This is a genomic window from Nocardia grenadensis, assembly GCF_050942415.1.
Taxonomy (GTDB): domain Bacteria; phylum Actinomycetota; class Actinomycetes; order Mycobacteriales; family Mycobacteriaceae; genus Nocardia; species Nocardia grenadensis.
This window is the reverse complement of sequence record NZ_CP192054.1, coordinates 2,701,140-2,726,850: the sequence shown is the minus strand read 5'-3', so window position 1 is coordinate 2,726,850 and position 25,711 is coordinate 2,701,140. Positions and strand designations below refer to the sequence as shown.

The following is a 25,711-nucleotide window of genomic DNA, read 5'->3' as shown; positions in this document are numbered from 1 at the left end:
GTTTCTGCGGTCGCAACTGCCCTTACCAGGGCGTAACGGCGACAGTCGAGACCATCGGATACCGCAGAGTGGTAATTGAATATCAGGTCAGCCGGCGGGCTGCCCCACTGCCTCCGCATAATACGAACGATCCACGACCTCGGACTCCGGCAGGATCCGACTCCCTTTGAATACACCGGTCTTCTGAAAACTCTCTTGTAGGAGGTCGGTGGTGCCTTCGCGGATCTCCCAATCGAATACTAGCGATGGAGTCCGTGTCATGATTTCCAGCGGAAGTTCGACCGCATCGGCGACGCTCGCGGCCACCTTCGGATCGGCCTTGTAGTCACCGGTCAGATACGTATTGACCGTCCGCACGAGAGCCCTGACGAAAGCGACGCCCGCATCGCCCTTCTCTCTGAGCATGTTCGGTCCGAAGATAATCCCACCGAGCGGCTCCGCAGGTGGTTGGCCGACCGCGAACGTGTACCCGTCGCGGCCGCTGATCCGGGTCCAGTAGGGGTCACTCAGCCACGCTGCCGGTATCGCTCCGTTCTCCAACGACGTAACCAGGTCGGCCGCAGGCAACGACTGGAATTTCACATCATCGATATCGACACCCGCTTTGGCGAACCCATGCGTGAGCGGATACATAGTAACGCTACCCGAGCCCACGATCGCGCCGATATTCTTTCCTTTCAGGTCGGATATCTTCCCCGGACGACCATTTACGTCTCGAATCCATAATCCTGCTTTGGAGTCGTCGGCGGAGAAGTAGTTTCCCAGCACCCATCGCAGGTCGATTCCGGCTGCCAACCCGTTGAAGAATGCCGAATCCGGTGCCCCGACGGAGATATCAGACTTTCCCGAGGCCAAAAGATTGATACTGTCCGCCGCGGGGACTTGTTTGAGTTCGACCTCGAGGTTCTCTTTTTCGAACTCACCGCTCGCTATCGCGAGGCGAACGTTGGCCATGAACTCACTCTGCAGTGTCGAGGAAGTCACCAACAGCTTGGTTTTGCCCGGTAGCGGTTGCGGTTGGGGAGAATTCGCCTCACATCGGGCGGGGTGCCGGTCCGGTGCACGGTCGTCAGGATCGGTCCAGCCACCCGCACAGCCGGCGACGGGAAGACCCGTCGCGGCTCTCGGGGTTACCGGACCCGCGGATCGAGAGGCATCCGACCCCCCACTCCCGCAGGCCGAGACGGCCAACGTGAGCACCGCGGCGAAGATGAGCCCCAGCGACGTACGTGTTCTTCTCATGCTGCCCTCAGCATTCTCATAGGGGGACAAGTCTCGCCGTCAGGCGTTCGTAGCAGCGCCATCGTGCGGAGCCCATTTCGTCAACCGTCGACCGATGAATCGGACGATCTCGGTGAAGATCACGCCACCGACGGCGACGACAACGATGCCGACGAACATGTGGCCATTGAGGAACAGCGCGCGAGAGTTGAAGATCAGATAGCCGAGCCCGTCCGTTCCCACGATGAATTCGGCGGCGACGATCACCAGGAAAGCTATCCCGGCGCCAACCCGCATGGCGACGAAGATTTGCGGTAGTGAAGCGGGCACGAGTACATGTCGAAACATGTCCCACCGGTTGGCGCCGAAGCACTGCGCAGCCTCTCGATAGCCCTCGGGAACCGAAATAACAGCCGACATGGTGGAGATCCAGACAAAGAAGAACACGGTCGTGGCAACGAGGGCGATCTTCGGCCCTTCGCCCAGTCCGAATATATTCAACAGAATCGGGAGAAGAGCGAGTTTCGGAACCACATACAGCGCATCGAGTGTCGATTCGAGCATCTTTCGAATCCAGCGGATCGAACCCATGACGAGACCGACAACAATACCCGCGAACGCGCCGATGACAAATCCATAGAAGACCCGCATGGTCGTTACGCGAATATCGGGCCATAGCGTTCCGGATTTCAGGAGGTCCCAGCCGTCTCGGATGATGTCCGTAGGCGCCGGGTAGAGGCGACTGTCTATCCAGCCCATGGTGCTGGACAGCTGCCATAGCGCGAGCAGCAGCACCGGGAACCCGATTGCCAGTGTGGCATCGATACCTCTGCGGCGTCGAATGGCGCCGGCCGAGTTTATTTCCGCTCGGCCTGGTAATCGCACGAGTACTCGATCGCTGAAGCTCTCGGAAATCTGCGACATCTCAATTTCTCCTACCAGCGGAACCTTGCCCCGCCTCGACCTCATCGCGGAGCAGCTCCCACAGCTCTGCCTTGAATGCCGCGAACTCTGGCGCATCGCGGACGGCGGCGGACCGGGGACGAGGGAACGGCGAGCGTCGCTCCGCCAGGATTCGCCCCGGTCGTGCGCTCATCACCACCACTCTGTCACCGAGGATGATCGCCTCCTCCAGGCTGTGTGTGACGAAGAGAACGGTACGGCGCTCGGCTTGACACAACTCGAGCAGTTCTTCCTGCAGAATCGTGCGAAGTTGAGCATCCAGCGCGGCGAAGGGCTCATCCATCAACAAAATTTCTGGTTCGGACGCGAGGGCACGAGCGATCGAAACTCGCTGGCGCATTCCGCCGGAGAGCTGAGCCGGATAAACGTCGGCGAACTCGGCTATTCTCATCTTCTCCAGCCATGAATGCGCACGTTTACGACCTTCTGATTTACGCACTCCCTGGATGTCGAGACCGAAGCGCACGTTGGCCTCGACTGTTTTCCACGGGTAGATTCCGTAATCCTGGAATATCATCGACGCCGGATGAGCCGATTTCGCTGCGACGGTAACTTTCCCTTTCGAGGGTGGTAGCAGTCCGGCCACTATCCTCAGGAAGGTGGATTTACCACAGCCAGAGGGACCGACAATGCAAACGAACTCGCCCTCATCGATACTTGCATCCATCGGTCCGAGCGCATGGACACTACCGTTGCCCGACCCGAAGGACCGTTCGACACCATTCGCGACAATCTTTGGACGGGAACCACTGGATAGATCGATGGTACGGTCCTGTTCCCGAGCCCCTGAAGCGATCGAGCTGTTTGTGGTCATTTTCTATACCTTCACCATGAATTGGTAGGCCGTGTTCGATGGAACTCGGTGTCACCGGACGGTCCAGGACCGATTCGTGGGCAGAGATTCGGTCGCGCAACGTGTAACGCTCCAATCAATTGCCGTGGAGATTCCGGATTTCGGCCTCTGACGCTTATCCGGGGGTGATGCGACGGTGGGTGATTCTCCAGCCGGCGTCGCTGCGGCGGAGCTGATCGGAGTACCGCACGATCAGTCCTGCTATCGGTGTGGCGTGAGTGTTGCGATAGAACTGCACATAACTGAGCGCTCGCGCCTTCGAGCCGTCGATCGCCACGGTGAGCGTGGTGATCACGTGGCGTGTGTGTGAGCCCGGTCCGCTGACGCCCGTCCTGCGCCGCTCAACTGCGGCACCGATCACCTCGGCGATGCCGACCTGTCGTGTGCCGGTGGTCTCCCAGACCACATCCTCGCTGTAGAAGTTCCGGTACTCCGCAGCATGGCCCTCGTCGGCACAGAGGGCGCAACGGCCGAGGAGGTCGCGGACCTCCAGTTCCGCCGCCATCGAGTCCGGGCGTGCAATCGTCATGACCAGTGTGTCCTTCCAATCAAACCTCGCGGTGACGCTCCGGCCACTCGATATCGGTGCACCCTCGGTCGCGGTGAGACAGATGCGGCACCGCCGCTGATCCCGCCTCCTCGATCACTCCACCCATTGCTCGATGCGATCCTCTCGCCGCGGCTGCCGACCGGTCCGGAACGGCGAGAGCGGGGCATCGACCAGAAGGTATCGATCGAAGGCAGTGGTCAGCTCATTGCTCTGCACGCGCCACGCCGAGAGGGCGGGATCGCTGCGCAGAGCCTTCTCGAGCTCGGCCCACTGAGTCCACGACGGTATGGCCCAGAGCACGAAGGCCTCACTGTCGTTGGTCATCAATGTCTCCCAGGCCCCGACGAGCCGCCACCCGAAGCGCTCGTAGAGCGGTGCGGCGATCTCGCTTACTCTGCGTAGGTACTCGCCCGCTTGCCCGGGGGCGACGTGCACCTCCTCCTGGGCGTAGACATCGCCGGTCACTCCGGCAGCGCAGAGATCCGCGGACGTGGGACTCCAAGGCGCGGGCAGCAGAAGACGATCGCGACCTCCCGAACGAAACTCTGCTGCGGTAGCCCACCATTTTGCGAGCTTTGGATCCTGTAGCGCCTCATGTTCAAGCTCGTGCCGAAAGGATGCGGCGAGTCCGGAAAGCCCATCTTCTTCCCAAATATTCACCACTTGCGGCCAGCACCCAGTACTCCCCACCACGCCCCAGACTCCGTAGCAGCTCTGGTTGCGTTCTTCCTGTCCGATGGGGCTGAAATTGGCAGTCATATGGTACATGTACTTGCTGCGATTGTGGCCGATTATGTCGATGTACTCGTGGATATAGATCTTGTCGTTCATCTGAACCTTCCAAATGCGACCGGCCGGATAGCTGATCGGTCCCATTCGATTCCGAACGGATGGCAATATAGTTATGACGGTCGGCACCGTCGGCACGAGAAGTGGTTCGGATGCAGGAGTTCAAAACTCCCGTCAGACCCGGTCCAGACTCAGCATCCGGATAGCATTGCCTCGAAGTATCTTGTATTTCTCTTCGTCACTCAGTCCGATCAGATGCTTCTCGGCGACAGTTTTCGAATCCGGCCACGTAGAATCGGTATGTGGATAGTCGGTCTCGAACGTGATGTTGTCGATTCCGATAACATCACGTGAGGCGATTCCATGGTAGTCCTTGAAGAAACAGCCGAACACGTTACGCCGAAAGTACTCAGAGGGCGGTTCCGGAGTGATTCCGTCGCGTCCCACCCACGCTCTATGTTCTTCCCAAACGGTATCCGCGCGCTCGAGAAGATATGGCAGCCATCCGATCTGGCCCTCGGAATAGGCAATTTTCAGATCGGGGAACTCGACGAGCTTCCCGGAGAACAGCCAGTCCGCCAGCGATGTCATGGAGTTGTTGAAGGAGAGCGTGGCAGCGACTCCGTCCGGCGCATCCGCCGAGGTCGCAGGCATCCTCGACGAAGACCCGATATGCATGTTGATCGTCGTGGACGTCTCTTCGCAGGCCTGGAAGAACGGGTCCCAGAACCCACTGTGGATGCTCGGCAAGCCCAGATGCGCGGGAATTTCGCTGAAGCAAACAGCATGCACGCCCCGTTCGGCATTACGCCGGACTTCGGCGGCAGCCAATTCGGCATCCCAGAGCGGCACGATGATCAGCGGAATAAGCACCCCGTTACTGTCACCACACCATTCCTCGACCATGTAGTTGTTGTAGGCCTTGATACATTCCAGCCCCAACTCCCTGTCCGAGTTCTCGGTGAATGTCTGTCCGCAGAACCGGGGAAATGTCGGGAACGAGAGCGATCCGTCGACGTGGTTCGCGAGCATGTCTTTAGTACGCTCGACCGGGTCGTAGCACCCGGGGCGCATCTCATCATAGGTCATCGGGGTCATCGTCATTTCCTCGCGGCTGAATCCGACCCCCGCGACGTGACGTTTATGAACATATACGAGATCTTCGAATACCCAGCAATCCGCTGCTGGTCCGTCCGGATCGAACGTCTGCTCATACCGCCCGCCTCCGACATGTCGGATATCGCCGATTCCACGACGCTCGACACGGGGACCGTGCTCGCGATATTTCCTCGGCAACCAGGTCTGCCATAAATGAGCGGGCTCGACTATGTGGTCGTCGACGCTGATGATTCTCGGGAGGTCCGACATATAAGTCCTATGTCTCGCTGACTCAATCTGACTGTTCGTCAGATCGCAGTTTGGCATAGAGCGAGCTGTGTGTCCAGCCTCACTTTTCCGTGGCGCCCGCCTCCGGGGTGAGCGGCTTGGTGAACCGTCAGGGGCCACGGGCGCGTCCTCCGCTGTAGGGCCGCCGCACCCATGGCCCCGCAGAGCGGCCCGTGTTTTCCGGCGATGGTTTCGGGGGCTTACCGAGTTCGTTCGCGAGTCGGTCGACTCACGCAACATCCACGTCGGGGGTGACCGTGTCGTCAAGCAGACTGCGGCATACCAGTGCCGATGAAGTCCGGCGTCGAAATCGGTCACCGATGACGTCGTGAAGCACGGTTGAAATCAGTTGGCATTCAGGGAAACCGACGTTGCCGACGGGCGTGTCCAGCAGCTTCGGCAGTCTGCGGAACACACGCTACTGCCGATGTGCGCGCGAGCCCGGCCGGCCGCGCCGACCGAAGCCAGTCGGAATCATCCCAGCACGAAACTCCTTGGCGACCAGGCGAATCGACACATTGCCCGGCCTGTTCACTCGTCAAGAAGAATGAACTGCTACGGTCGACCGACAGCGAAATAATCTGTACAGCAGGCCAATTCAATTCAAGTCACCAATGCGAATTTCACCCGGCATCCGTGTGGAGTACCAGACCGGGACTCGCACGGATGGCGGTAGTTCTCCCTCCGCCAGAACACCCTTTCGAGCGCTTCGGCGACCAGCGCGGTCGTCGTCGAACTCGCTGCGGCCCAGCCGACGGTCACCCGGGGAGAACAGGTCGAACACAAGCGGCACATAAGCCCATCCGGTCCGGATCGATACATACGTGGAATGGTCAACAGGGCGCGACCCCGATCCTGCCCGGGCATATCAGCTCGGGCATTCGATCAGCTCTCGCCTCGACCTCCGAAACCGCGTCCGCGTGACCCGTTCTGCCCCGGACTCTCACCCCACAGGCGACCGCAGAACGAGTCGTCGCCGACGCCGCCACCACGGACGGCGGCGGGTTGTGACCAATCCCTCCGGCGGCACGCCGGCCAAAGGCCGCCCGCTGGGTGCGACAGGCGTGGCGCAGTACGCGGAATCGGTCTGGCAGCCACGTGGGCCGACGCGAGCCCGCCGGGTCGATTACGCGAACAGCACAACGTCGGGCTCGGCGGCGCGACGGTAATGACGCTCTACGCGAACACGGGATCGATCCATCGCTGAAACGCAGGTCAGCGGTTGCGCACCCGGACCAGTGTGCGCGGCGCCACGGCAGCCATATGGCTGGACAACACCATCAGTGTGAGCACGGCGAATCCGGCGGCAACCGTCGCGTAGACCATCATGGGGGACCTCCTCGTACTGGTTTCCTTGTCCACCTTTCCCGCCGAACCTGGGAACAACCTGTGCGCCGCTCGGCAATGCCCTGTGTTCAGTGGGGGTCCCTCGCTGCTGCCGAGGCCCGCCCGCCTCCTCCGAGCCGAGAAGGGTGAGCAGTCGCGCGGGGAACGCCTCGGTCGGCGAAAGTTCCAGGCCGCGGCTGTGCTCGTGAAGGCCGGAAAAGTCGAATTGCCGGGTAGCCGGCCCCGGGGTCAGCGAGCCGACCCCGGGGCAATTCCCGCGGAGCGCGGTACTCGCTGGTCACCGTGACCGCCGTGTCGGCCATACCGATCGATTCGGCCGTGGCGACGATCAGCAGGCCCCCGGGCACGTACGCGTCGGACAGCCAGAATCGGAGCGTCCCGCGAAAGCGCGCAACTCGGCATCGCGACATACCCGCGCCCGGTCGCTGCTCAACCGGCCGCTACTTCCGCAAGCTGCGTTCCGAGCTGATCCGCAGCGGCGGATCAGCTCGGAAAGTGGGCGATCCGGGTGAGCCGCAGGATTCACCGCTCCGCTCGGAGGCGATATCCGTTCACGCGGTCTCGGACCGCTTATACATCGCGTCCTCGAATTTCCCGGGCCGCAGTGAATATGGCGTCGGCGTCATCGACCGGTGGGTGAATCAGTTGCATGATGTACTTTTTGATTTTCTTCCCTTCGGAGCCGGAGGCCTGTACTCGACGGTCCCAGCCGTCTGTCAGCAATGCGCCGGCGGCACCCAGGTCGAGACAGGTCACATAAGGGTCCGGTGCGAAAGGCAAGGCCGCGAGGCCGAGAAGGTCGGCGGCAGCGTTGTGGCCGGCGGTTTTGCCGAGAGGCACTGCGTATTGACAACTCTGCACCGTCGAGTGATCCGGATCGATTCGAGCTGCGGCCGTATCACCCGCAGCGAAGACATCCTCGGTGACCCGGAGCCACTCATCCACCTGCAACCTACCCAGCTGATCCCGAGGACCTGGGATCTGCAGGGTGAGTGGGCTGGCCTGCAAGCCGGCGGTCCACACTACCGCGTCGGTGTCGATCCGCGAGCCGTCGGACAGTTCGGCGAAGCCGTCGCCGACCTCGGTGACCGTGACGCCGAGCCGGCAAACGATACCCAGCTCGTCGAGCGCCGTCAGAATCTGCGGCCGCGGGCCCGCGCCGAGCTCCGGGCCGACTTCGGTAGCCCGGTCGACCAGCAGGACTCGGCCCCTGGATGCGAGTTCGGTCGCGAGCTCCAAGCCGGTGAATCCGGAGCCGACCACGGTCGCGTGAAACCCTGACCGTTTCCGCAGGTGGGCCTGCAGACGCTGAGCCCCGCCCAAGGTGTCGATATCGAACAATCGATCCGCACCGGGTAGCTCCGGCCGAATCAGGCGGCTGCCGGCAGCCAACACAAGACGTTCGTAGTCGATGTCGCGACCATCGTCAGTGGTCACCCGGCGTCGCGCGACGTCGATCCGGCGAACGCTCGCGCGGACATGGTCGACGCCGATCGGTTTCAATATGCGGTCGAGCGCCACCGTGGCCCGGCTCGGGTCTGCTTCGTACAGCCGAGGGCGCAGCACCAGATCGCGTTGGGGCGCGATCAGGGTAATCCTCAGGTCGGCACCGGTGGAGTGCCGAACCTGCGCTGCCGAGGCTGCGCTCCATACACCGGCAAATCCGCCGCCGATGACAACGATATGAGGCATTCTGGTTTCCTTCTATTCTTCGGTAGTTCACCGCGAGACGATTCCCTCGACGGGGAACCGGTATCCCATTGGCTCGGAAGCGGCATATACAGATTCCGGCGGGGTGAGCGGGAGTAGTGATGGCCGCCGGCCGGTGCCAGCACAGTCGTGCCGAACACGCACGAGTTGTGCGAATTCCGCGCATAGGATCGAGCATTGCGCTGTCGCCGCTGCCGGCTGTCGTCGAGATGCCACAACTCCCAGTTCTGGAACCTTGGTCTGCTCGGTTCCATTTCGGTGGATGGTGTCGCCGGGAGGTCCGACGGCTTTCTCTACTATCGGCATATGGTCACCGATCGCCGCCGCAGCGGGTTCATCGACTCTTGTCCGGGAACGCGGTACAACACCGAATTCGGCGTGCGCCGATACGAGCCGGTCCAGGTGACGGCCAGGAGCGGATGCTTGAACAAGGTCGGTCATAGAACTCCATCAAGCCTTATCGGCGGTCTCGCACGATCGTGCCCGACCCCGTGATAAAGAAACAGCGTATTCTGGACTGCAGAAGATCGGAGTAACAATGGCGGGCCCTCTCAAGAAACAGCCGTCGTACGCGATCACCAGCGTCGATCATGCCCTCCACATCGCCGTCATGTTGCAGCTGGAGGGCGAAGTCACTGTGTCGCAGATCGCCGACCGACTGGGTGTGGCCAGATCGACTGCGCACCGCCTCCTCGCGATGCTGGTCTATCGCGATTTCGCGGTACAAAGTGAGAACCGCTGCTACCGAGCCGGTCCGGTACTCGAGTTGGCTGCACATTCGCAATCCCAGACCTCGCAGCTACGCACGGCGGCCCTCCCGCATCTCCGTCGGTTGGTCGATGTCCTGGGAGAGTCGGCCAATCTCATCATCCGCACCGGCAGTACGGCGCGGTTCATCGCCAGTGTGGAAAGTCCGCGAGCATTGCGGGTCGGGACCCGCGAAGGCATGGTCTTTCGCGCCCACAAGATCACAGGAGGCCTGCTCTTGCTCGCCGAGTTGTCCGACGAGGAATTGCAGCAGGTCTATTCCGACGGCTACAAGTCGGGCCAGCCCGACGACGACCGGCCCGACCTGTCGCAACTGCGCCGTACCCTGAACCAGATCCGAAAGAACGGCTTCGTTGTCAATAAGGATGTGTCCGAGCGTGGAGTTACCGCGATCGGAAGCCTCATCCGTTCCGATGACGGTCACGCCTTGGCCGGCGTGTCCGTTTCCATGCCGAGCGTTCGCTACGACCCGGAAAAACTTCCCGCGATCGTGTCGACACTTGCGCTCGCCGTGAAAGCGATTCAGGCCGACTTCATAAAGGGCTGAGCGGACTCGATCGAGCCCGCCTCCGGACAAGGCCGCACTCGGCAACAGGACAGCACGTACTGGTCGACCCGACGCGTTCGTCGACTCAACCAGCGCGCGCCCTCGACCGGCTGATGTTCCCGACGCTCGACACGCCGACGGCAACCAGCAGAGCGGCCCCGTTGAAGAATTGGCCCACCCACGCCGGTGCCCCGATCAAGGTCAGTCCGCTGACGCTGACCGCCAGAAACAGCACGCCGATGACCGTCCCCAGTACAGACGGCCTCCCGAGGTAAACGACGATCGTGCTGAGTAGAACGGCCGTCAACGCGGGAAACAACATGCTCATTCCCGAGTCGGACGTCGCCGAACCCTGTCGGGCGAGCAGGAGAGCCCCCGCAGCGCCGGCGACGAGACCGGACAGGGCAAAGGAGATGAACTTGACCTTCACGACATTGATGCCGGTGAGTCGAGCCGCGTTCGAGTTGGAACCGACAGCGAAAAGATAGCGCCCGAGCGGTGTGTGTTCCATGACGAACCACACCCCGAAGGCAATCGCCGCGGCCACGACCACGATCCTCGGAAGCCCGAACCACGTCCCCGAACCAAGGGCAGTGACCTGGGGGGAAATCCCATTGGTGATCTGCAGACCATCGGTGTAGGCGAGGATCACGCCGCCGAGCAGCGTGGCCATCCCGAGCGTCGCGATGAAGGGATTCATCTCGAACTTCGCGACCAACAGACCTATGAACCCGCCGACGGCCACTCCGCCGAGCAAAGCGATACAGATGGCCACCAGGGGCGGGAGACCGAAGTGCGCCATCGCCGCCGCGGCGGCGACACTGGTGGTCGCGGTCACGGCACCGACGGAGAAGTCGAGGAATCCCGCGGCCATAGGGAACAGCAGTGCGAGTGCTACCACCAGCCCTACGGCTTGGTTCGCCACGAGCGCCCGCAGGTTGGCTTCACTCCGAAACGCCGCACCGGATTCGGGGAGAACGGCGAACATAAGGGCCATCGCGACGAGTAGGAGCAGCAGTCCGTACCGCTGAAGAAGGCGAGGCCATCCGGAGAACTTCCGGCTCACAACGGCCGAATCCGATGCGGCCGCCGGCGTGGCGGCAATGGCCTGGTCAGTAGGAATCACAGCTATTCTCCTTCTGGGACTGCATGTGAGAGCACGGAGAGCCGCCCCTCGGTTACCTCGGAGGCAGCCAGCTCGGTTCGGATCCGGCCACCCGTCACCACAATGACGCGGTCACAGAGCGCCGCCAGCTCCGCGAAATCCGACGACACGACAATCGCGGCGTTGGCGCCGTCGCGAACATGCGATCGAATGGCCGCGTGGATCTCGGCGCGAGCCGTGACGTCCACGCCCTGAGTCGGCTCGTCGAGCAGGAGCACTTTCGGTCGTAGCCGGATCCATCGAGCTATGACGACCTTCTGCTGATTACCGCCTGACAGTGTTGCCAAAGCCGTGTCCGGCCCGGCGGCCCGGACGTCGAACTCGGTCATCAAATCGCCGGCCTCTCGACGCTCTAGGCCATGGGCCATGCGCCAGATTCGCCAATATCGACTGACGATCGATATCGAGAGGTTGGCGACCACCGACTGCTCGAGGAACGCCGCATCACGGGCCCGGTCTTCGGGCACGAAGGCGAATCCGGCGCGGATGGCATCACCGGTGCTGCCGAATCTCACGGGCGCACCATCGACCTCGATCCTTCCGCCGTCGATCACACGCGCACCGAACAGGGTACGCAGCAAGGTTGACCGGCCGGAGCCGAGCAGTCCTGCCACACCAAGGATCTCACCTCGATGCACCTCGAAGCTCACCGATTCGAGCGGGCCGGCGGCGAGGTCGCGCACCGCCAGCAACACCGGTCCCCTGGTGGCCGGCGTCTTGTCACGCGTCTGCGGTCGAGGCGCGGAGCCGGTCATGAACTCGATCAGCGCGGCTTCATCGAGATCGGCGTGGGCATCGGCCGTGGCGACTATTGCGCCGTCGCGCAGTACGGTCACCCGATCGGCCAGGCGCAGGACCTCGGGCAATCGGTGGCTGACATAGATCACCGTCTGCCCCCGCGCCCGCAGCTGCTCGACCGCCTGCAACAACAGGTCGACTTCATGATTGGGAAGGCTCGCCGTGGGTTCGTCGAGGACCAGTGTCACGGTTTCCCCGGTGTCGGTATCGCGGAGTGCACGCGCGATGGCAACGAGGGTCCGGTCGCTCGGGCGCAGCTCACGCACGAGTTTGCGAGGATCGATATCGGGCCCGATATGCGCGAGTTGTTCTGCGGTGCTTCGATGGAGCGCGCTCCAAGCGATCGCCGGCCCGAGCCGGCGCGGATAGCCGGATTCCAGTGCGAAGTTCTCGCTGACCGTGAGATCCGGCACAAGACCGAGATCTTGGTGGACAAACCGCAGGCCAGCTGATTTCCCGACCGCCGGACTGTATGCGTTCCACGCGTGCAGATGACCATTCAGTCCAATGGTTCCGCCACGATCGGCTTGATGGACACCCGCAAGGATTTTCAGGGTCGTCGATTTGCCGGAACCGTTGCCGCCGAGAAGTGCGTGCACCGTTCCCCGGGCAACCTCGAAATCGATGCTGCGGAGGACGCGCACACCGCCGAAGGTCTTGCTGACACTCCGCAGTTCGACCGCAGGCGGCCCGAATTCTCTGACTTCACTCTGCTCGACAACGGTCATCGCGATCGTCCCCATGCCTGCTTGTAGTGACTCGAGAAGTCGATCGTTCCCACATATTCCGAGCCGGGAGCGGGCAAGTTGTTGTCAGCGTCCACGATCTGCATGCCTACGCCCGCCGGGACGGCTGCCGCACCGTTGAACACTCGGTTGAGCGAATCGATCGACGCGTAGGACCGGTAGCCGCTGGACACGCCGACACAGAGTTGCTCGCCCTGCCCGCTGCGGACGTAGTCGAGATCGTTACGTTGGCACTCGCTGCCCAGCACCAGCAAGTCCGGGCGGCCGGAGGTGACGAGAGCCTGCTGGATCCCGGCGACGAAAAAGTAGTCGACATCGACCGCGACGACACTGGCTTCAGGATGTCTCGCCAGCGCTGTCTCGAACCGCTGCCGAATGTTGGGGACGTCCGGCGGCACTATGGACACGGTGTCCACGATCGTGCAACCGCCACATTTCTCCATCCGCTTTCTGAAGCCGTCGGCGAGATAAGTCCCGAATGCCACGTCCTGGAAGGCGACGTGCAGGACCTTCGCGGAACCTCCGGTCTTCGAGATGACGATGTCGGCGCGCAGCTCACCGAGTCGGGTGTAGAGGTCCGCGATCGAACCACCACCGGCGAGGTAGCTGGCGGGAGCGTCGAACAGCGGAGTACTTGCGCCCTGAGTGGGGTCATCGCAGTCGAAACCGCTGAAAGATGCGATCTTCACGTTCGCCCGGCGTGCTTCGATCAGTGCTTGTCGGACAGGAGCGCAGTCGACGGAGACCAGGACGATGCCTTCGGCTCCCGCTGCGGTCGCTTGGCGGATACATTCCGACCACCCGCCGTTGACGTTGTTGCGGCCGTCGCACACTCGCGTGGTCCAGCCGATCGCCGCGCCGGCTTCCACAAGTTGTTCGGATTGGTAAGCCAGGGCATGTACCTGCTGAAAGGCGGAGATGATCCATATCTCCTTGTCGACAGCCGGCGCCGGCGCGGTGGCCGGGGGCTCCGTGGAGGAACCTCGGTAGGCGGCTTCGGTCGCCGCTGTAGCCTCGGCGACGAGCCCGGGATCAGTACCTGCACTTGCCGGATCCGCGCGGCCGCCTCCTTCGGAGGCGCACGACACAAGCAGTGTCAAGGCGAGGGCGATACCGGTCAGCGCGGTCCGGCCGGGGGTGATCCACTTCATTTTCTGATGCCTCCAAAGCCTGATTCACCGGAAGTTCTCCGGAATACGAGTCGTCCAGGCGACGTCACGTTCGAGGGCGCTTGCCAGGCGCAATAGGGTGGACTCATCGAACGGCGACCCGATGAGCTGCACTCCCACCGGTAGTCCGTCCGGACCGAGATGGACCGGCAAGCTGATGGCCGGTAGTCCGCTGATGCTCGCAACAGTCGTGAACGCAACCATCCCCAGGGCGCTCGGCCGCGCTTCGTCGGGATATCGGTTTGCCTCGTCGACGATGGTTCCCGCAAGCGGGGGTGTGCACGCCATGGTGGGCGTGAGTAGAACGTCGAAGTCCCGTTTCCATTGCGCGACAACAGTTCTCGATTCGATCTCAAGGATCCTCGCGGCCTGTGCGTATTCACCGGCATGTGTTCGCTGGGCCTGCAGCCATCGGTGCCGGTTATATGGTTCGGCGAGATCCGGATCTTCGAAAGGGTAGGTATAGAGCGAAGCCGGAATAACTGTTTCGACGTATGCGCGGATCGCATTGCCGCTGAACAGCTCTGGAACTACCGGCTCGACGATGTGCCCGTATCCCTCGAGCAGGCGCGCCGCCTGTATCGTCGCCACCTCGCACTGTGGATCCACCGGTTGCCCCGTCGGCGCATCGAGCAGCAGGCCGATCCGCAACCTGCCGGACTCCCGGCCGATCTCGTCGACGAAAGCCCGCTCGGGTCGCGGTGCCTGAAACCACGAAAGCCGGTCCGGTTCGGAGATGCAGTCGAGGACAGCCGCGGTGTCGCGGACCGTTCGTGTCAGCACGCCGTCAGTGGTGCAGTAGAGCCACCAGGACTGCACCCGCTGCGGAACTCTCGCGCGACTCGGCTTCAAACCGACCAAACCACAGGCCGACGCCGGCATGCGCAGTGATCCGCCGCCGTCGTTGCCGTGGGCAATGGGGGCGAGACCGGCGGCGACAGCAGCCGCTGCACCGCCACTCGACCCGGCCGGTGAGTATCGAAGGTTCCACGGATTCCGGGTGATTCCGTACCGCCGATTCTCGGTGACGGTCATAACGCCCAGTTCGGGGGTGTTGGTCCGGCCCGTCAAGTTGAACCCCGCCCGCAGAAACGCATCGACCACCAGCTCGTTCTCCGGTTTCGGCTCGTTCGAGATACCGAGCGAGCCGCGGGTATCGGGTTGACCGGCAGCTGCGGTCAAGTCCTTGAGCGGCAGTGGGACGCCGTGGAAGGGTGGTAACTCATCTCGCCGGATCACCGCCTGCTCCGCCGCCCTGGCCGCGGCCAGAACGTGGTCGTCGTTGCGCCAGACGAATGCGTTGAGTTCGCCGTTGAAGCGGTCGATGCGGTCGAGATACAACTCCGCGACTTCGACCGGACTCACTTCGCGAGTGCGGATGAGCCGAGCTGATTCGACTGCCGACATGAACGGGTCCACAGTTGATCCGCCTCCTTTGGCTCGCCAGCGCTGAACGAGGTCGTCTCGAGCTCTCGTAGCGTGGGATTGCAACGATATCCAGATTCCTTCTGGCTGTACTTGAGATTCTGGATGAAAGAATCTTTGCCTAAGCAAAGCAATTTTCCGGGTCCTTCGGCGCCAGACCTCGTATCGAGCGAAACCGCACATTCTGTTCTGCAGAATATGCTCACGCCGAATGTGATCTGAACCATATTGTCACCCACTGCGGGCACATCGTTCCACATTTCGGAACCTGAACCAGCTTTGCCGCAATTTTCATCGGCAAGTCCCGACCTGTTTATGAGGAGCTATGAAAACAACCACGCGATTCACGGCCGCGGCGACACTTGTCTTCGCCGTCACGACATTCACTGTGGGGGTGGCGTCTGCCACGCCCACCGAGCCCACCGAGCTCGCCGCACCGGCCGTCGTATCCGACGCCGGTGACTCCATCGACGCAGCAGGCGATCACGGGACACCTTCCACTCCGCTGGACCGCGGCGCGGAGATCGACAAAGCCGTCGCGGCGGTAGGTGGCGCATACGCCGCGGCCAAGGGAGACGGTCAATTGTTCGGGACGGCTGCAGGCATCATCGTGGGCTGCCCACTCGGCGCGGTGACCGGCGGCTCGCTCACCATGCTGGTGAGCGCGGGAGCGCTGACACCGCTCGGCGTGGTCGGCGGCTGCATTCTGGGTGGCGGGGCTCTCGGGTTCCTCGGCGGCACCATCGGCGGCGCCGTCACCGGTCTGCCTGCTCTCGCGGCCGCCGCAACCGAACAGTACAACGGATTGCAATCCAAAGGCCTCGTTTCGGCGCCTATCGCAATGCCGTCCTCCTGACGCCACCGACCCACCCCAGCCAACAATTCGTCGATTCCTGCATTCCGGATCGGTCCGGAATACACGAATCCGGACCAAGATATGAGTATCGGAATGAACACCATCAGCAAGCTCACCGTTCTCACGGCCTTCACTGCCCTGACAGTGACCACACTCGCCACCGCGACAGCCGGTGCCGACCCGGATCGGCCGGCAGCTCCGCAACCCTTCGACCGTCACCCCGTCGGAGTCGAAGCGCTCCCCGGCGTGCACTACACCGGTTACGTTCCGGAAAGCCGCAGTGGGCTCGTCACCCCCTTGGGGACGCTGATCATGCATGGAACCGAATTGCATGTCGCGGATACTTCCGGTCGGCCTGTGCTCGGCGACCCTGCCGCCGCAACGACAGATGCCGAAGCAGCGCCGAGCGAGAGCTCGGTCGAGGCCATTCCGGTGGCCGCTCCCGGTGAAGACTTCCTTGCCGACGCCCGCGCGGCGTGGAATGCCGCGGGGCCGCATACCGGGCTTGCGGCCGGTACCGGGGCAGCGGCCGGCGGCCTGATCGGCATTGCTGTCGGCTGCCCGCTTGGCGCGGTGACCGGTGGCGCCCTGACCACTATTGTCTCAGGCGGAGTGCTGACCGTCCCCGGCGCGATCACAGGGTGTGTCGTCGGTTCGGTCGCAGTCGGCGGATTCGGGGCCTCAGTCGGTTCGGTCGCCGTCGGACTTCCCGTCGGTATCGCCGTCGCTACGCAGAAGTACAACGATATCCAGGCCCAGCGGGCCGATCGGGCAGCACACGCAGGGCCCGCCCAATAATCGGCTCGGTGGTCCACCGGAAATGGAATGCTGTAGACAACGTATTCGCCGGAAGCGGGGGCCCGTGGTCGGCAACCATCGAATCCTACACTCTCCACCGATACCAGCAGCCAAAATCTGAAGAACACAAAACCGAATGCCACCGGTAGGGCAACGAAATCCGGGCGGCCTGTCCCTCAGAATGTCTCTGGGGAAAGTGCGGCGAGATCGTCGTCGCCGGCGACGACGATCTCCCTGCGCGCAGCGAGCTCAGGAAGCACAGAACGCGCGAAGAAACGCGCGACCGATACTTTCGCCTCATAGAAAGAACGGTCGCCGCCGGCTTCTCCCGCAACAAGCTGCGCATGGGCGACCGTCGCGTGCCGAAGCAACAGGTAACCCACGAGCAGATCGCCTACAGAGAGTAGGAATCGCACAGATTCTTCACCCACTCGATGGGCGTTCCGCGCGTCGTCGTGTCGCCGCGCCCACCGGTCGGCCAGGACCTCGATCATCTCTGCGATATTGTCCAGTGCCCTACCCACTTCCTTTCCCGCGCGCCGGAGCTCCTCACATGACCCGGCAGACGTCGAGTACGAACGGATCTCCGCGGCGAGCAAGCGCCACCCGCGTCGGTCGTCGCGGATCACCCTGCGTAGTAGCAGATCGTTGGCCTGGATCGCCAGGGTGCCCTCGTAGAGGGAGTCGACCTTTACATCGCGGACGTACTGCTCCATCGGGAAGTCCTGCAGGTACCCGGACCCGCCGAATACCTGGAGTAGTTGCGAGAGCTGTTCGTCGGCCCGTTGGGCTCCGGCGCCCTTCAGCACCGGCAGTAGGAAATCCACGATCGCTGTGGCGTCGCGAGCGTCGCTGTCCAGTTCGTTGCCGATCGCGAGCTCCTGCCAGGACGCCGTATAGAGGACCAACGCGCGCAATCCTTCGGCGTACGCCCTACCGAGGAGCAGGGTCCGACGCACGTCGGGGTGTTCGATGATCGCGACCTTCGGCGCATCGGCATCGTTGAAGTGCATTAGGTCTGCGGACTGCACCCGAGTCCGTGCGTATTCGACAGCGTTGAGATAGCCGGTCGACAGGGTGGCGATCGCTTTCGTTCCCACGAGCATGCGGGTATGCCGGATTATTTCGAACATCTGCTTCATTCCGTCGTGGACGTCACCGACGAGCCACCCGACCGCTGGGTCCCGCGCACCGAATGTCAGCTCACACGTCGCCGAAGCCTTGATACCCAGCTTCTGCTCCAAGTTGGTGGCATATACGCCGTTGCGAGCACCGAGTTCCCCTGTCCGCGGATCGACGTGGAACTTCGGCACCATGAACATGGACAGCCCTCTGGTCCCGGTGCGCGCTCCGACGGGCCGCGCGAGAACGAGGTGCACGATGTTCTCGGTGAGGTCGTGCTCCGCGGAGGTGATGAACCGCTTGACACCCTCGATATGCCAAGAGCCGTCGGGCTGCTGAACGGCATGGGTTCTGGCCGCGCCGACGTCTGAACCCGCTTCGGGCTCCGTGAGAACCATTGTGGCACCCCAGCCCCGCTCGATGATCCGAGCGGCCATGCAGCGTTGCTCGGGGGTGCCGTGCCGGTGCAGGGTCGAGGCGAACACGACAGAGGCGAGGTAGAGCTGCAACGCCGGGTTGGCTCCGACAAGGAGTTCGGTGATCGCCCACGCCAACGGCCGCGACACGTCGATGCCCCCGAGTTCCTCGGGCACATCCACGCGCCACCAACCCGCGGCGTGCAGTATTCGGAAGGCAGCGCGTATCGGCTCGGGGAGAGCGACCGAACAGGTTCGAGGGTCGTAGACGGGCGCTTGCCGATCACCATCGGTGAACGAGGCCGCAATCGGCCCCTCCGCCAGCCGGGCCGCCTCGGCCAGCACCTCCCGCGCGGTTGCCTCGTCGTCGAGATCTCGACTCGGCGGCGTCACCCGCGCGGGCCCGAGTACCTCGAACAGGTTGAAATAGAGATCTCGTAGGTTGCCGCGGTAATGACTCACTCGGAAGCCCTCATTCGTACAAGCGGAAGACCTGCTGTGCGACACATACCCGTTTCTCGATCCCGTCGGCCTCGACGGTCGCGTCGAGGAGGATCTGCTGCTCGCCGGCGATATGCGCCACCCCACGCAGGACGACGCCGACTCGGACACGGGAGCCGACCGGAGTCGGCGCGGGGAACCGTACCGGCGCCTCCGGGTAGTCCCGCACCGAGGCCGGTCTGCCCGGTATGGAACACGGCGGGTACTCCGAGTTCGGCGATGGCCTCGTACAGCGCGAAGTGCGCGGTGCACGACGGGTCGAACGCCTGGCGGCCGGGATGAAATTCGAACCCGCGAACGCCGTGTTCGGCGACGAGCCGGCGGGCCGCGGCGACCTCTTCCCCACCACGGGCGGGATCGACGCTCGCGAACGGGATGAGCACGTCCGGATGTCTCGCTGCCGCTTCCGCGACGAATTCATTGGTGATTGGGTGATGTCCCGTAGCCGGCCGGCGATCGACAGTGAAGACAACCGCGGCCATCCGGGGCTCGCGGTACACCCGGGCCATCTCATCGACGCTCGGAGTTCTGTCCCCCACACCGAAGTGACGCAACGACCGATTGAGCCCAAGAGCGTTTTCCTCATTGATGTCGTTGACGACGACTCGCGCTCCGGCGGTCGCGAGGCCGAGGGCGTACGCGCCCCCCGAACCGCCCGTGACGACCGCCACTTTGCCCTGCAGATCCATCTTGCCTTCCCGGGTACATCTAGGTAGATTCGTTGAACATGTCAATCATTGCTCATCTAACTTACATTGAATGCAACTGTCAATAGATGAATTCTTCAACCATTGATCAATTGCGCAAAAGGGACCGCATGAGCCAACCGACAGACTTCGAAGCACTTGCCGAGGACACGGGCTTCCTGCTGGCCAGATTGAGTGGAATCGTCGTACGCAAGACAAACGAGCACCTTGCGCCGCATGAGCTCAGAGTCCGCCAGTACGCCACGCTCACGCTTCTCTGCGCCAATGAGGGCATCCCCCAACGCCTCCTCGCAGAACAGCTCGGGCTCGACTCGAGTCAGGTCGTCGCCCTGGTCGACGAGCTCGAAGCAGCGGGTCTCGCGGCCCGCAGCGTCGATGCGGCCGACCGGCGACTTCGCCAGGTCACCGCCACGGAGCGGGGAAGGGTGACCCAGCAGCAAGCGCAGGCGGCGATCGCGGCCGCGCGGGAAGAGGCCCTGCGCATGCTCTCACCCAGCGAGCAACAAGTACTGCCGGCGCTGCTCCGCAAGGCCATGACAGAACGCCCCACATAGGGCCGTCACAGGAGGAACTCGAACAATGAGGAATCAAGGTGTCGGCTCCTGGCCGGCCCGTCGGAGCCGCGGCTCATCCGGACAGACCGCGATAATCTTCGGCGATCAGCGTCTGACCTATGCCGATTTGCACGAGCGCATCAACCGGCTGGGAAATGCGCTGCGGGAGCTCGGGGTAGGGAAAGGCAGTCGGGTGGCGTATCTCGGCCCGAACTTGCCCTCATTCGTCGAATCGATGTTTGCCGTCCAGGCAATCGGGGCGGTCTTTGTCCCGCTCAACACTCGACTGACCACTGCCGAGCTTCGTTACCAGCTCGACAATTGCAGAGCGCAGGTGTTGATCGCCGCAGCTGCGAACACATCCACCGCGCAGCAACTCCGGGGCGGTACGATCCGTATCCTCATCAGCGAGAACGCCGCCTCCCCGGGCGAAACCTACGACTACGAGACCTTGCTCCGTAAAGCCGAGTCGACCGACCTGGACGAGACGGTGGAACTGGGAGACCCCGCCCTCATCCTGTATACGTCGGGGACTACCGGAAAACCGAAGGGTGCCACACTCACACACGGAAATATCACCTGGAACTGTATGAATGTCGTCGTCGACATCGACGTCACCAGCACCGAGGTCACGCTGGTGAGCGCACCGCTTTTCCATGTCGCCGCGTTGAACATGACGATGCTGCCGACGATTCTCAAAGGAGGGACCGCGGTTCTGATGGACCGCTGGGATATCGACGCCTGCTACAACCTGATCGAGCGACATGGGGTGACTTTCATGTTCGGTGTGCCGAGTATGTTTGCGGGCCTCGCTGATGCGCCTCGCTGGACCACAGCGGACCTCTCGTCGGTCCGCTTACTCGTTACCGGTGGCGCACCCGTGCCGCGTGGACTGATCGAAACATTTCAAGAGCGCGAACTGACCTTTCTGCAGGGCTTCGGGATGACAGAGGCAGCACCCGGCACAATGATCGTCGGCAGCTTGGCCAGCACACAGAAGATCGGCACTGCCGGGGTTCCCCATTTCTTCACCGACGTTCGGATCGCCCGCGATGAGCTACGGAACGCCGGAGTAGGGGAACCGGGGGAGATCCTCATCAAAGGGCCGAACGTCATGCCTGGCTACTGGGAGGCGCCCGAGGCGACAGCGGCAGCGTTCACCGATGACGGCTGGTTCCGCAGCGGCGACATCGCCGCCTACGACGAGGAAGGCTACATCTACATCATCGATCGTATGAAAGACATGTACATCTCCGGCGGCGAGAATGTCTACCCGGCCGAGGTCGAGTCGATACTCGCGCGGCATCCTGCTGTGTCGGAATGCGCGGTGATCGGCGTCGCGGACGAGACCTGGGGTGAGATCGGGCATGCCTTCGTCATCCTCAACGGGCACATCGAACCTTCTCCAGGCGACCTCCGCACCTATCTGGAGTCGCGCTTGGCGAAGTACAAGCTGCCACGCTTCATCACTTTCGTGGATGAGCTTCCCCGAACAGGGTCCGGCAAGATTGCCAAACATCGGCTTCGCGCGCTGCACGGAAGTTCCTGACTCGTCCGGTTCGAGCCGGCGAATTCGGCAACCGTGGCGCGCCGGCGTCGGTAGGACGCAGATGATCGGCGTCCTCGAATCGGGCCATGCTCGCGCGCCTCGCGCAGAATCCGCACGGCGGGGTCCCGGCCGAAATCTGGCCATTCGCCACTCTCGTCACCAAGGACTACCCGATGACGAGCACTCCCGGTCCCGGCCCGGCGTCTTTTGGGTGAACATCCACGCCGACTGGCAGCAAACTGTGCGCCGCTCGGAAACGCGGTGTGCTCAGTGGCGGATGCCCTCGCTACTACCGAAGCTGGCCTCTTCCGGGCCGACCAGGCCGAGTAGGGTGAGCGGACGCGACGCGAACGCGTTGGTCAGATAGGTCAGCGAAATCGCCCAGCGGTTGATCCCGCGGGGAAGCGCATAGGTGTGATAGGCGCGGGTCACCGCCTTGGCAGGCAGGCCGGAGAGCCGGATACCCACCGGATTGGCGACCGCGAATCCGGGCCCCAGGTCCACCACCAGCCCCATATCGCGGTGCTTGTACACCGCCTGCGTGCCGATCCCCAGACTGGCGGCCACATTGCGGGCCAGGACCTTGCCCTGCCGGGTGGCGTGCTGCGCGGTCGGCGGGGTGATCTTGCCCGGTTTCGTCAGGTCCGGGACGGCGGCCGCGTCACCGCCGGCGAAAACATCGGGGTGGCCGGGTACGCGCAGATCTGCATCGACGGTCAGCCGCCCACGTTCCATCGGCAGCCCGAGGGTGCCCAGCACGGGCGCGCCGGTCACACCCGTCACCCAGGCAACGGTATGGCTCGCGATCCGTGTGCCGTCGGTGAGCACGACATGGTCCTCGGCGAGCTCCTTCAACGACATTCCGAGCCGGATATCGATACCGCGGTTGCGGAGTACGGTCAGTACCTTGTCGCTGAGTTTCTCGCCGACCTCCGGCATCACCCGGTCGGCCATGTCCAGCAGCACGAAACGGACCTCGGCGGGGTCGAAACCGCGGCGCTTCGCGTAGGTGTCGGCGAGGGCCCGCAACTGCGCGACGAGCTCGGTACCGGCGTAGGAGGCGCCGACCACGACCACGGTCCGGCGCGCCCGGCGCAGCTCCGGGTCTTCCTCCTGATCGGCCAATTCCAGTTGCCGCAGCAGCTGCTCCCGCAGGTACAGCGCCTCGGCGACCGTTTTGAGGCCGCGGCCGTGCTCGGGGAGCCCGGGGATGTCGAACAGCCGGGTCACCGACCCCGGGGTGAGCACCAGCCGATCCCAGGACAGTTCCCGCGGCGCGTGGTGCTCGCTGGATACTGTGACCGTCTTGTTATCCAGATCGATCGATTCGGCCGTGGCGACGACCAGCCGGACCCGGGGCAGGGCATCGGCCAGCGACACCGCCACGAAGCGCGGGTCGATGAGCCCGCCGGCGACATCCGGCAGCAGCGGCGTGTACAGCATGTAGTCATTCGGCGTGACCAGCACGACCTCGGTATCGCGTTCCTGCTTCGCCAGCAGGCGGCACAGATGACGGGCACAGGTGAACCCGGCGAAACCGCTGCCCACGATCACCACCCGCTGCGGTCCGGCACTGCGGTCGACGGTGCTCTCGACGTCCGGCACGGCCACCTCCTCCTTCGTCTCGGCTCCCTCGGCGGTTCCCGGAAGATCGCCGCCGAAACATACGGCGGCGACCCCGGCGACGTTCCTCAGTCGGTCTCGGCGAATTCGAACGGCAGGGCGTCGATCGCTTCATCTGCTGCTGGACGTCCTCGGGAACGGTCCGCGCCGGATAGTCCAGATGGTCGAAACTGTGCCCGGCCGCGTCCTTCCGCATATCGAACAGGCCGTGCACATGGAATTCACCGCGGAACATCGTGCCCTCCGGCGCGGCCTGGGTGCCGGTGACCGACTGCTCGGCGAGGCAGGCGCGTCCCCCGCCACGCGGATCTCCGCCGGCTGGTTCACCCGCTCGAGGCCAGCACCGGCACCTGGACGGGCACGCCGACCTCGCCTATCCGACCTACACCTCCGGGTCCACCGAACTCCCGAAAGGTGTGCCGCGGCATAGTCCTCACATACCGAGGCCCGGCGCCAATATTCGTCGCGACGCTGATGTTCCAACCAGTTGGCCGCCCACAGATGCCGGTATCGGCATCATGCCGATACCGGCATCCTCGAATACCTGGCCGCCCATGCGCCGGACCGGCAGGTGCACCTCGACCACACCGACCGCGACCCCGGCACCCTGCCGCTGCGCAACCGGCTGTCCGCTCTGGCCGCCCGGCTCCCCGCACCGGGCCTGCACCGGCGCTATCACGACCACACCGATGATCTCGCGCGCGACACGTTCGACCTCGACGTGTCCGTCTTCCCCGGCGACGCCGAGTTCCTCCTCTGCGGCCCCACCGCCTTCCTGGACACGGTCCGCGGCACCCCGCTGGAGCAATGGATCCCGTCCGGACAGACCCGCACCGAGCAGTTCGGCCCCACCGATTGGCGCGACAGCGCCGCGTAACCCGGCGAATCAGTTGCGCTCCACCCGCAACAGCATATGCAGCGCCGCACCGGCCTCGAACAAAGCCGCGGACCGGACGTCGAGCCCGGCGTCCCGCGCCGCCAGGGCCCGGCCGATCTCGTCCCAGCCGTGGGCGCCCCGCAACCAGGGAATCAGTTCCCGCAGCGCGGCGATACCGTATCCGGCGAGGCGGAGCTGCTGGACCAGCCGCGCGATCCGGACGTCATCGGGCAGGTACCGGCGGATCGCGCCCTCGGCACGCTGCGGCACGACCAGCCCCTCGGCGTCCCAGTGCCGCAGCGTCGAGGGCCGGACGCCGAGCGCGCGGGACAGTTCGGAGATGCTCATCGCATCGGCCGGCCGGATATCGCCGAGCGGCTCGCCGGCGATCGCCCGCGCCGCCTCCCGCGCGAACGCGAGGTCGCGGCGACCCCGATCCAGATCGGCGTGCGCGCGGTCCAGCAACGCGAACAACCGGGACGGGCCGTGATCCCGCGCCACGCGCAGAATCCGTTTCGCTTCGACCGGACCGGATCCGGCCGCCAGAGCGCGATAGGCCCGCACCGCCCACAGATGGGCCACGCCGTACATCCGGTACCCACCGGGCGTGCGCGGCACCGGCGGGAGCACACCGTCGCGTTCGAGGTTGCGGATCTGCTGGACCGAGTAGCCGGTGGCCCGGGCGATATCAGCGGTCCGCAGACCTGCGGAGTTGCGACTTCGGGTCGCGTTTTCCGGCCATTTCTCGCCACAACTCTCCATAAGCACTTCAATGTAACGCTCGAAGACATGACTTTCGACGAGATCATCGAATACCTCGGCGCCCGCGACGGCGTACTGATCCAGCAACCCTGCCCCGGCGACGGGACCCCCGAGATCGCGTGGGGTGACGCGTTCTTCTACTACGCACCCGACGGCACGGTCCCGGCCAATACCCAGCCCTTCGCCACCCTCGTCACCAAGAACTACCCCGGCGACGCACGATCCCGGCTCGACCGGACCGGCGTCTTCCGGGTGAACATCCACGCCGGTAGGGAGCTGTTCACCACTTGGACCGGACGCGCTCCCCGCGACCCGGAACCGGACGGCACCGACCCCGCCGTGACCGACACCGTGATCGCCCATCCCGTGTACGGCGAGCTCGGCTGGCTGGCGGTGGTGGCGCCGGGCCCGGCCACCACCGAAACCGTGCGGGAACTTCTGGGGGTCGCCTACGACCGGGCCCGGGCACGTGCCCACCGGCGGTCCGGGAACCGGTGACCGCCCGGCCG

General features: G+C 63.7%; 23 protein-coding genes. 8 read left to right on the top strand and 15 right to left on the bottom strand.

Translation table 11 applies throughout. The annotated features are described in order from the left end of the window. Positions 1–87: 87 nt before the first annotated feature. From ACQPYS_RS12320 to ACQPYS_RS12290, 7 genes are all read right to left on the bottom strand, one after another. Positions 88–954 (bottom strand): ABC transporter substrate-binding protein, encoded by an 867-nt coding sequence (locus tag ACQPYS_RS12320; RefSeq protein ID WP_433492676.1) that lies wholly within the window; start codon positions 952–954, stop codon positions 88–90. Positions 955–1,281: 327 nt separating this feature from the next. Beyond that, positions 1,282–2,145: an ABC transporter permease gene (locus ACQPYS_RS12315; RefSeq protein WP_063034092.1), complete on the bottom strand. Its 864-nt coding sequence runs from the start codon at positions 2,143–2,145 to the stop codon at positions 1,282–1,284. A 1-nt stretch (position 2,146) separates the two neighbouring features. Beyond that, positions 2,147–2,998, bottom strand: a complete 852-nt coding sequence (locus tag ACQPYS_RS12310) for an ABC transporter ATP-binding protein (protein WP_433492675.1) — start codon at positions 2,996–2,998, stop codon at positions 2,147–2,149. Positions 2,999–3,152: 154 nt separating this feature from the next. Then, a complete protein-coding gene (locus ACQPYS_RS12305) occupies positions 3,153–3,566 on the bottom strand; it encodes a nuclear transport factor 2 family protein (RefSeq protein WP_433492674.1) in 414 nt (137 codons plus the stop codon). Positions 3,567–3,680: 114 nt separating this feature from the next. Beyond that, the gene (locus ACQPYS_RS12300; RefSeq protein ID WP_433492673.1) at positions 3,681–4,418 is read right to left on the bottom strand and encodes an NIPSNAP family protein; all 738 of its coding nucleotides are present in this window, start codon (positions 4,416–4,418) and stop codon (positions 3,681–3,683) included. Between the two features lie 132 nt (positions 4,419–4,550). Further along, entirely contained in the window at positions 4,551–5,744 is a 1,194-nt protein-coding gene (locus ACQPYS_RS12295) for an amidohydrolase family protein (RefSeq protein ID WP_433492672.1), read from the bottom strand. A 1,935-nt stretch (positions 5,745–7,679) separates the two neighbouring features. After that, a complete protein-coding gene (locus ACQPYS_RS12290; protein ID WP_063034086.1) occupies positions 7,680–8,801 on the bottom strand; it encodes an NAD(P)/FAD-dependent oxidoreductase in 1,122 nt (373 codons plus the stop codon). A gap of 556 nt (positions 8,802–9,357) precedes the next feature. Between ACQPYS_RS12290 and ACQPYS_RS12285 the strand changes: the two genes are divergently transcribed. Further along, entirely contained in the window at positions 9,358–10,134 is a 777-nt protein-coding gene (locus ACQPYS_RS12285) for an IclR family transcriptional regulator (protein WP_063034084.1), read from the top strand. A gap of 85 nt (positions 10,135–10,219) precedes the next feature. Here ACQPYS_RS12285 and ACQPYS_RS12280 read toward each other — a convergent pair whose 3' ends face one another. From ACQPYS_RS12280 to ACQPYS_RS12265, 4 genes are all read right to left on the bottom strand, one after another. Then, a complete protein-coding gene (locus ACQPYS_RS12280) occupies positions 10,220–11,131 on the bottom strand; it encodes an ABC transporter permease (RefSeq protein ID WP_433492671.1) in 912 nt (303 codons plus the stop codon). Between the two features lie 131 nt (positions 11,132–11,262). After that, the gene (locus ACQPYS_RS12275) at positions 11,263–12,825 is read right to left on the bottom strand and encodes a sugar ABC transporter ATP-binding protein (RefSeq protein WP_433492670.1); all 1,563 of its coding nucleotides are present in this window, start codon (positions 12,823–12,825) and stop codon (positions 11,263–11,265) included. Continuing rightward, entirely contained in the window at positions 12,822–13,994 is a 1,173-nt protein-coding gene (locus tag ACQPYS_RS12270) for a substrate-binding domain-containing protein (protein WP_063034078.1), read from the bottom strand. The genes ACQPYS_RS12275 and ACQPYS_RS12270 overlap by 4 nt, the downstream gene beginning before the upstream one ends. A 24-nt stretch (positions 13,995–14,018) precedes the next feature. Next, the gene (locus ACQPYS_RS12265; RefSeq protein ID WP_433492669.1) at positions 14,019–15,620 is read right to left on the bottom strand and encodes an amidase; all 1,602 of its coding nucleotides are present in this window, start codon (positions 15,618–15,620) and stop codon (positions 14,019–14,021) included. A gap of 142 nt (positions 15,621–15,762) precedes the next feature. Here ACQPYS_RS12265 and ACQPYS_RS12260 point away from each other — a divergent pair, with 142 nt between their 5' ends. Next, positions 15,763–16,293 carry a hypothetical protein gene (locus tag ACQPYS_RS12260; RefSeq protein ID WP_063034076.1) on the top strand — a complete coding sequence of 177 codons (531 nt, stop codon included), beginning with the start codon at positions 15,763–15,765 and terminating at the stop codon, positions 16,291–16,293. Positions 16,294–16,374: 81 nt separating this feature from the next. Continuing rightward, positions 16,375–17,091 (top strand): hypothetical protein, encoded by a 717-nt coding sequence (locus ACQPYS_RS12255; RefSeq protein ID WP_063034074.1) that lies wholly within the window; start codon positions 16,375–16,377, stop codon positions 17,089–17,091. Between the two features lie 176 nt (positions 17,092–17,267). Here ACQPYS_RS12255 and ACQPYS_RS12250 read toward each other — a convergent pair whose 3' ends face one another. Together ACQPYS_RS12250 and ACQPYS_RS12245 are read right to left on the bottom strand one after the other, a co-directional pair. Next, positions 17,268–19,091, bottom strand: coding sequence for an acyl-CoA dehydrogenase (locus ACQPYS_RS12250; protein WP_431938880.1), 1,824 nt, complete (start codon positions 19,089–19,091; stop codon positions 17,268–17,270). Further along, entirely contained in the window at positions 19,088–19,612 is a 525-nt protein-coding gene (locus ACQPYS_RS12245) for an amidohydrolase family protein (protein ID WP_433493031.1), read from the bottom strand. The genes ACQPYS_RS12250 and ACQPYS_RS12245 overlap by 4 nt, the downstream gene beginning before the upstream one ends. A gap of 293 nt (positions 19,613–19,905) precedes the next feature. Here ACQPYS_RS12245 and ACQPYS_RS12240 point away from each other — a divergent pair, with 293 nt between their 5' ends. From ACQPYS_RS12240 to ACQPYS_RS12230, 3 genes are all read left to right on the top strand, one after another. Beyond that, positions 19,906–20,391 (top strand): MarR family winged helix-turn-helix transcriptional regulator, encoded by a 486-nt coding sequence (locus ACQPYS_RS12240; protein WP_433492668.1) that lies wholly within the window; start codon positions 19,906–19,908, stop codon positions 20,389–20,391. Positions 20,392–20,416: 25 nt separating this feature from the next. After that, complete coding sequence (menE, locus tag ACQPYS_RS12235) at positions 20,417–21,940, top strand: o-succinylbenzoate--CoA ligase (protein ID WP_063034064.1); 1,524 nt, start codon at positions 20,417–20,419, stop codon at positions 21,938–21,940. A gap of 86 nt (positions 21,941–22,026) precedes the next feature. After that, positions 22,027–22,155, top strand: coding sequence for a hypothetical protein (locus ACQPYS_RS12230; protein ID WP_433492667.1), 129 nt, complete (start codon positions 22,027–22,029; stop codon positions 22,153–22,155). A 52-nt stretch (positions 22,156–22,207) separates the two neighbouring features. Here the strand turns inward: ACQPYS_RS12230 and ACQPYS_RS12225 are convergent, their stop codons facing one another. Then, entirely contained in the window at positions 22,208–23,545 is a 1,338-nt protein-coding gene (locus tag ACQPYS_RS12225; protein WP_245664361.1) for an NAD(P)/FAD-dependent oxidoreductase, read from the bottom strand. Positions 23,546–24,050: 505 nt separating this feature from the next. Here ACQPYS_RS12225 and ACQPYS_RS12220 point away from each other — a divergent pair. Continuing rightward, the gene (locus ACQPYS_RS12220; RefSeq protein ID WP_433492666.1) at positions 24,051–24,440 is read left to right on the top strand and encodes a hypothetical protein; all 390 of its coding nucleotides are present in this window, start codon (positions 24,051–24,053) and stop codon (positions 24,438–24,440) included. Positions 24,441–24,449: 9 nt separating this feature from the next. Here ACQPYS_RS12220 and ACQPYS_RS12215 read toward each other — a convergent pair whose 3' ends face one another. Continuing rightward, positions 24,450–25,202 (bottom strand): MerR family transcriptional regulator, encoded by a 753-nt coding sequence (locus tag ACQPYS_RS12215; RefSeq protein WP_433492665.1) that lies wholly within the window; start codon positions 25,200–25,202, stop codon positions 24,450–24,452. Positions 25,203–25,229: 27 nt separating this feature from the next. Between ACQPYS_RS12215 and ACQPYS_RS12210 the strand changes: the two genes are divergently transcribed. Beyond that, positions 25,230–25,700: a DUF6194 family protein gene (locus ACQPYS_RS12210; RefSeq protein ID WP_433492664.1), complete on the top strand. Its 471-nt coding sequence runs from the start codon at positions 25,230–25,232 to the stop codon at positions 25,698–25,700. Positions 25,701–25,711: the final 11 nt, after the last annotated feature.